Raw genomic sequence first — 6,905 nt, forward strand, 5'->3', positions numbered from 1 at the left:
TCAGAACATATCGCGTCAGATTTTATTCGTCCAGATATTCCATTGCCACACGGGAGGTCAGCTTGGTGATCAGTTCATAGGCACTGATACCACTGGCTTCTGCAATTTGCTCCACCGGCAGTGAATCCCCCCATAAAATGACTTCATCACCCGCTTTATCACTGCAATCCGGCCCCAGGTCGATAGTTATCATATCCATGGAAACACGCCCCGCAATGGGAACACGGCGTCCGTTAATCACCACCGGTGTGCCGGACGGCGCACTGCGCGGATAGCCGTCACCGTAACCAACCGCGATCACACCCAAACAGGTATCACGATCACTGACCCAGGTACCGCCGTAACCGACCGCTTCCCCGGCTTTATGTTTACGCACAGCAATCAGGCGGGATTTGAGGGTCATCACCGGTTTCAGGCCGTAATCACCGGCTTCGGTACCACTTTTCGGTGACACACCGTACAGAATGATCCCGGGGCGCACCCAGTCGAGGTGTGCCTGCGGCCAGTAAAGAATGCCGCCGGACGCGGAAATCGATTTTTCCCCCGGTTTATCGGCAGCAAATGCCATAAAGCGGGTGATTTGGGCTTCTGTCGGCTGTGCGTCATCTTCATCAGCGCGGCTGAAATGGCTGATGATATTCACCGGCTGCTGTACGTTTCTGCATTGGCACAGCCGCTGATAAAACGCTTCCGCTTCTTCCGGACGCACGCCGAGACGGTGCATACCGGTATCAATTTTCATCCAGACTTTCACCGGATCCGATAACTGCGCCTGCTCCAGCGCCACTAACTGCTCTTCAAAATGAACCGCCACTTCCAGACGACTGGCAACAATCACCGGCAAATCCGCCGCATCGAAAAAACCTTCCAGTAAGATGATAGGCTTAACAATACCACCGGCGCGCAACGCGTGCGCTTCACTCAGACGCGCCACCGCAAACGCGTCCGCCTCATTGAGTTCACGGGCGATTTCGACTAATCCGTGGCCGTAGGCGTTTGCTTTGACCACCGCAACATGACGGCTGTCCGGTGCAAGTTCCCGGATCCGCTGCCAGTTGTGGCGCAGCGCACCACGGTCAATGACGGCTGTTGCCGCTTTCATAGGGGTTCCTTGGTTAGGGGTTGTTGATGTCTTGTTTGTTATCAGGGTTATTATTCCGTCCGCATTATATTCAGACGGTTTATTCATCGTCATAACTCGGCCCTGCATAGTTATCAAAACGCGACCACTGGCCGTTGAAGGTCAGACGGACGGTTCCGATAGGGCCGTTACGCTGCTTACCGATAATAATTTCAGCCACGCCTTTCAGATCACTGCTTTCGTGATACACCTCGTCACGATAAATAAACATAATAAGGTCGGCATCCTGCTCGATAGAGCCGGATTCACGCAGGTCGGAGTTTACCGGACGCTTATCGGCACGTTGTTCCAGACTACGGTTTAACTGGGACAGCGCAACCACCGGCACCTGTAATTCTTTGGCCAGTGCTTTCAGGGAGCGGGAAATCTCAGCGATTTCCAGGGTACGGTTATCAGAGAGAGACGGTACGCGCATTAATTGCAGGTAGTCGATCATAATCAGGCTTAAGCCGCCGTGCTCACGGAAAATCCGCCGTGCGCGGGAGCGGACTTCGGTCGGGGTCAGGCCGGAAGAGTCATCAATATACATATTGCGCTTTTCCAGCAGAATACCCATGGTGCTGGAGATGCGCGCCCAGTCCTCATCATCGAGCTGCCCGGTACGGATACGGGTCTGGTCAACGCGGGAAAGGGAAGCCAGCATACGCATCATGATCTGGTTGCCGGGCATCTCGAGGCTGAAAATCAGCACCGGTTTTTCTTCGGTCATGGCGGCGTTTTCACACAGGTTCATGGCGAAGGTGGTTTTCCCCATGGACGGACGCGCCGCAACAATAATTAAATCAGAAGGTTGCAGACCAGCGGTCTTTTTATCCAAATCCTGATACCCGGACGATACCCCGGTCACCCCGTCATGCGGCTGAGCATAAAGTTTTTCGATCTTCTCGACGGTTTCTTCCAGAATCGCCTCGATCCCCTTCGGCCCTTCATCTTTATTGGCACGGTTTTCGGCGATCTGGAACACGCGGGATTCCGCCAGATCGAGCAGATCCTCACTGGAACGCCCCTGCGGATCGTAACCGGCATCGGCGATCTCATTGGCGACAGAAATCATATCGCGGATCACCGCACGTTCACGGACGATATCAGCATAAGCATTAATGTTCGCCGCACTTGGCGTATTTTTCGAAAGTTCTGCCAGATAGGCAAAACCACCGACATTTTCCAGCTCGCCGCCGGTTTCCAGTGCTTCAGACAGAGTGATCAGGTCAATCGGCCGTCCCTGCTCGAGCAGGCGCTGCATCTGACTGAAAATCGTCCGGTGCGGGCGGCTGAAAAAATCCTCGCCGGTCACACGTTCAGAGACATTATCCCAACGCTCGTTGTCCAGCATCAGTCCGCCGAGAACGGACTGCTCGGCTTCCAGGGAATGCGGCGGTAATTTCAGCCCTTCCATCTGATGGTCACGGGGTTTGTCGGTCTTGGTGTCCTTGGGATATCTGGCCATGAAACTCTCTTACTTATCAGTGCGTCTGCCGGGGAGAATACCTGCGTCCCTGAACGGGACAGAGCGGGTAGTATAGCCCTCCTTTGCCGCTGATTGCACGAAGCTTGAGTAATTTTCAGTGACATGCAATTATGCCAAATACAATAAATCATATGATTAACTGTCCCGCTTACTGTTTCTGCGCTGTTTGCAGGTAAGTGGTCACTCTTTTTTTCCGAATGAGGTTCCCTCCATGGCTAAACGTATTGAATTTGATGCACCCGGCGGTACCGATGTGCTGGTTTATCGTGACTTTACGCCGGCAGATCCGGCACCGGGTGAAGTTCAGGTGGAAAACAAAGCAATCGGTGTGAACTATATTGATACCTATTTCCGCAGCGGCCTGTACCCTGCGCCGGTATCCCCTTCCGGTGTCGGCTCTGAAGCCGCTGGTGTGGTGGTGAAAACCGGTGCAAACGTAAAACACATTAAAGTCGGTGACCGCGTAGTTTATGGACAGTCTCCGCTGGGTGCGTACAGCGAAATCCATAACGTGCCGGAAGAAAAGCTCGCCATTCTGCCGGACGGTATCAGCTTTGAAACGGCTGCTGCCTGCTTTATGAAAGGTCTGACCGCGTTTTATCTGCTGCGCAAAACCTATGAGGTAAAAGCCGGGGAAGTCTTCCTGTTCCACGCGGCTGCCGGTGGTGTCGGACAAATCGCCTGCCAGTGGGCCAAAGCGCTGGGCGCGAAGATGATCGGTACCGTGGGCTCTGATGAAAAGGCGCAGAAAGCCAAAGCCGCCGGTGCCTGGGAAACCATCAACTACAATAAAGAAGACATTGTTGAGCGGGTGCTGGCACTCACTGACGGTGAAAAAGTCGGTGTGGTATATGACTCTGTCGGTAAAGACACCTGGCTGCCGTCACTGGACTGCCTGAAGCGCCGCGGCCTGATGGTCAGCTACGGCAACGCCTCCGGCCCGGTCACCGGTGTGGACCTCGGGATCTTAAATAAGAAAGGCTCACTGTATGTGACCCGCCCTTCTGTCTTTGGTTACATCACCAACCGCGAAGAGCTTAACGAAGCCAGCAAGGCAATTTTTGATCTGATCCTGAGCGGCAAGCTGACTATTTCCATCCCTGCGGATCAGGTTTACCCGCTGAAAGACGCCGCACTGGCACACAAACGCCTGGAAGGCCGTGCAACGACCGGATCCAGTATCTTAATTCCTTAAGATATATATTATTTAATTAATAATAAAAACCCTCGTTATTAAATGAGGGTTTTTATTAATAAATACCTCTGGTTCATATTAAATTTGTATATTTATTTTTATTGATTGTTTAACACCGGATATTTATTCTTATTTCTCTTTCACTAATAAAAGGAATGATTATGAATAATACGGAAATAAACTATCTTGTTGATTTCATCTATCAGGATGATAGAATCACAAACGCTGAATTCCAGATGATTCGTGATGAAGCGGATAAACGCTTTGATGCCATTCTTGAATGTTACGGTAAAAACAATAGCTTATCTGCATTTCAAAAATCTGCAGATGTCACTGTACAATTAATGCAGGAAAGCTTTTTTATTCTGAAAAAGAAAGCTGAAACACCGGAACAGAAAGACGAAATCAAAGACGCATTCAATGCACAAATCAGTTATATCATCGCATGCTATAACCGTTTCTTTGATTCATTATAATTGAAACAAAATGAACTCTCTGTTCAGAGAGTTCATTATTCATCTGATAATTATTCAGTTATATTTTTTCGGGTAACAAATTCCAGTGCCGCTTCAATCACACGCAGATCTGCCCCGGCTTTATGGGCATTTTCACTCAGATGACGACGCCACTGACGCGCCCCCGGGATCCCCTGGAAAATCCCCAGCATATGGCGGGTGATATGGCCGAGATAAGTCCCTGTCGCCAGTTCCGCCTCAATATAAGGATACATCGCTTCCACCGCCGCGACCGTATCGGTCACCGGCAGTGCCGCATCAAACAGGGCATTATCCACCTGTGCCAGGATTGACGGATTCTGATATGCCTCACGCCCGACCATCACGCCATCCATATACTGCAGATGGGTTTTCGCCTCTTCCAATGTTTTTATCCCGCCGTTAAGCGCCATAGTCAGATGCGGAAAATCTTTTTTCAATTGATATACACGAGGATAATCCAGCGGCGGAATCTCACGGTTCTCTTTCGGGCTCAGACCGGAGAGCCAGGCTTTACGGGCATGGATGACAAACATCTCACAACCGCCGCGCTCCGCCACGGTACCGACAAAATCACACAAAAATTCGTAACTGTCCTGATCATCAATCCCGATCCGGGTTTTAACGGTAACAGGAATATCCGTCACATCCCGCATCGCTGCGACACAATCCGCCACCAATGAAGCATTCCCCATCAGACAGGCACCGAACATTCCGTTCTGCACACGGTCAGACGGACAGCCGACATTCAGGTTGATTTCATCATAACCGCGTTCCTGTGCGATTTTCGCACACTGAGCCAGTGCCGCCGGGTCACTGCCGCCGAGTTGCAATGCAACCGGGTGCTCCGCTTCGTTATACGCCAGATAATCCCCTTTCCCGAACAGAATCGCCCCAGTGGTCACCATTTCGGTATACAGCAGCGCGTGGCGGCTGAGTTTACGGTGAAAATAACGGCAATGGCGATCAGTCCAGTCCAGCATCGGTGCCACGGAGAAACGGTTAAGGTTCTTATAGCCGCCAGTGGTGCGTAACTGCTGGTTTTCAGTGGTTTTTTCTGTTGGTGTGTTTTGGTGCATGGTGTATCCGGGATCTCAGTACATCAGTCAGAAAGAAAAACAAAGGCGGAGTATATCACAGAGGTATGATATCTCCGCTTTCTGCATCACGCCTGCCGCTGTTCCTTTTTACTCACCCGGTACGCATTCCATGCCAGCAGGGCGCCGCACAGCATAGTGACGGCCAGTGCAGTTTTCGGCGGTAAGGGTGATGCGATAGCAACCAGCGTCAGCACTGCGCCGCCCGCCATCTGCATAAACCCCACCAGTGCAGAGGCAACACCGGCGTTATCAGAATAAGGCTCCAGGGCATAGCTGGTTGCCGGTCCCATAATAAAGGCCAGCCCGGCACAGGCTGCGGCCACCGGCAGCATATAGATCAGCCAGTGATTCTGTATTTGTGCGGAGAACAGCACCGGGCTCAGTGCCAGCGCAATGCACCCCAGCGCCATCAGTACACCACCGGAAACCAGACAAACAGGTCGTCCGGCTCTGCGGATCACCCGGTTGGCGATCATACTGATCCCCATTATCCAGAACCCGTTAGCACCGAACACAACCGAAAACTGTAACGGGCTGAGTGCCGCATCGCCCATCAGTACCGCCGGAGCCAGGGAAACATACGTTAATACCATTCCCATTGTCCCGGCATTCACCAGGGAAAAGATCAAAAACCGCTTGCTGAACAACACAGAAACGAGGCTCTTCAGCGGGTTCTCTTTATGCTGAACACTGCTTTCCGGGCGGGTTTCCGGCAGATATTTAGCTGTCAGAATCAGCAGAATAAAGGCATACAGCGCCAGGAAACCAAAAGGCAGCCGCCAGCCGTAATATTCCGCCATAATACCGCCCAGCAGCGGCGCCAGCGCCGGAACAATATTTAATGTCCCGTTTAAAAAACCGAAAGCACGCGCCGCTTCGTTGCCGTTAAAGCAATCGCGGACACAGGTAAAAGCAACCACTGAGGTACAGCAGACACCCGCTCCCTGAATTAACCGGGATGCGATAAACATCCCCGGAGTCACCGCAAAGGCAGCTGTCAGGGAACCGGCGATATACAATACCATGCCCGCCATCGCCATCGGTCTGCGGCCGAATTTATCCACCAGGTATCCGGAAATCAGCTGGCCTGCGCCTAATACAAGAATAAACAACGAGATAGTTGACTGAATCAATGACTCACTGCTGCCCAGGCCTTTTGCAATTGCCGGAATAGCCGGTAAATAAAGATCAATACCCAATGGTCCCAATAACACGATAACTAACAATAAAAGCAATAAATTCCGCATACCGTTAAATTTCACTCATCACCTGACGACAGCAAAAAATACACGTAATTGTTGTTTTTTACAACCGTCACTTATAACTAAACCTGTGAATTAAAAGAAAAAACAATGCTGTATATTTCATTATATAGTGAAATTATAATCAACCTGAATTTTTTATTTAATGAAGGAATAGATTTCCGCCAGCATTACTTATTTTATAAGTAAAAAAAATAACACATATCAATACAATTACTGACAAATATTATCGCCTGATTTTATGT

General features: G+C 50.7%; 6 protein-coding genes. 2 read left to right on the top strand and 4 right to left on the bottom strand.

The features are described from left to right. Positions 1-22: 22 nt before the first annotated feature. Positions 23-1,102: an alanine racemase gene (alr, locus tag GN208_RS15115; RefSeq protein WP_004238258.1), complete on the bottom strand. Its 1,080-nt coding sequence runs from the start codon at positions 1,100-1,102 to the stop codon at positions 23-25. A gap of 79 nt (positions 1,103-1,181) precedes the next feature. After that, entirely contained in the window at positions 1,182-2,588 is a 1,407-nt protein-coding gene (gene dnaB, locus GN208_RS15120; RefSeq protein WP_015422419.1) for a replicative DNA helicase, read from the bottom strand. A 232-nt stretch (positions 2,589-2,820) separates the two neighbouring features. On the opposite strand from dnaB, the gene GN208_RS15125 reads away from it, so the two are divergent. Both GN208_RS15125 and GN208_RS15130 read left to right on the top strand, forming a co-directional pair. After that, the gene (locus tag GN208_RS15125) at positions 2,821-3,804 is read left to right on the top strand and encodes a quinone oxidoreductase (protein ID WP_004238260.1); all 984 of its coding nucleotides are present in this window, start codon (positions 2,821-2,823) and stop codon (positions 3,802-3,804) included. A 161-nt stretch (positions 3,805-3,965) separates the two neighbouring features. Then, positions 3,966-4,280 (top strand): hypothetical protein, encoded by a 315-nt coding sequence (locus GN208_RS15130; protein ID WP_015422418.1) that lies wholly within the window; start codon positions 3,966-3,968, stop codon positions 4,278-4,280. Positions 4,281-4,330: 50 nt separating this feature from the next. Here GN208_RS15130 and dusA read toward each other — a convergent pair whose 3' ends face one another. Further along, the gene (gene dusA, locus GN208_RS15135; RefSeq protein ID WP_004238263.1) at positions 4,331-5,377 is read right to left on the bottom strand and encodes a tRNA dihydrouridine(20/20a) synthase DusA; all 1,047 of its coding nucleotides are present in this window, start codon (positions 5,375-5,377) and stop codon (positions 4,331-4,333) included. 86 nt (positions 5,378-5,463) lie between these two features. Continuing rightward, positions 5,464-6,645: a multidrug effflux MFS transporter gene (locus tag GN208_RS15140; RefSeq protein ID WP_004238264.1), complete on the bottom strand. Its 1,182-nt coding sequence runs from the start codon at positions 6,643-6,645 to the stop codon at positions 5,464-5,466. Positions 6,646-6,905: the final 260 nt, after the last annotated feature.

Source organism: Morganella sp. HSTU-ASny43, from assembly GCF_022819185.1.
In the GTDB taxonomy this organism is placed as follows: Bacteria; Pseudomonadota; Gammaproteobacteria; order Enterobacterales; family Enterobacteriaceae; genus Morganella; species Morganella morganii.

Bases quoted from the DNA above. Each gene is read 5' to 3' on its own strand.
- alr (WP_004238258.1), bottom strand. From the start codon at position 1,102: ATGAAAGCGGCAACAGCCGTCATTGACCGTGGTGCGCTGCGCCACAAC.
- dnaB (WP_015422419.1), bottom strand. From the start codon at position 2,588: ATGGCCAGATATCCCAAGGACACCAAGACCGACAAACCCCGTGACCAT.
- GN208_RS15125 (WP_004238260.1), top strand. From the start codon at position 2,821: ATGGCTAAACGTATTGAATTTGATGCACCCGGCGGTACCGATGTGCTG.
- GN208_RS15130 (WP_015422418.1), top strand. From the start codon at position 3,966: ATGAATAATACGGAAATAAACTATCTTGTTGATTTCATCTATCAGGAT.
- dusA (WP_004238263.1), bottom strand. From the start codon at position 5,377: ATGCACCAAAACACACCAACAGAAAAAACCACTGAAAACCAGCAGTTA.
- GN208_RS15140 (WP_004238264.1), bottom strand. From the start codon at position 6,645: ATGCGGAATTTATTGCTTTTATTGTTAGTTATCGTGTTATTGGGACCA.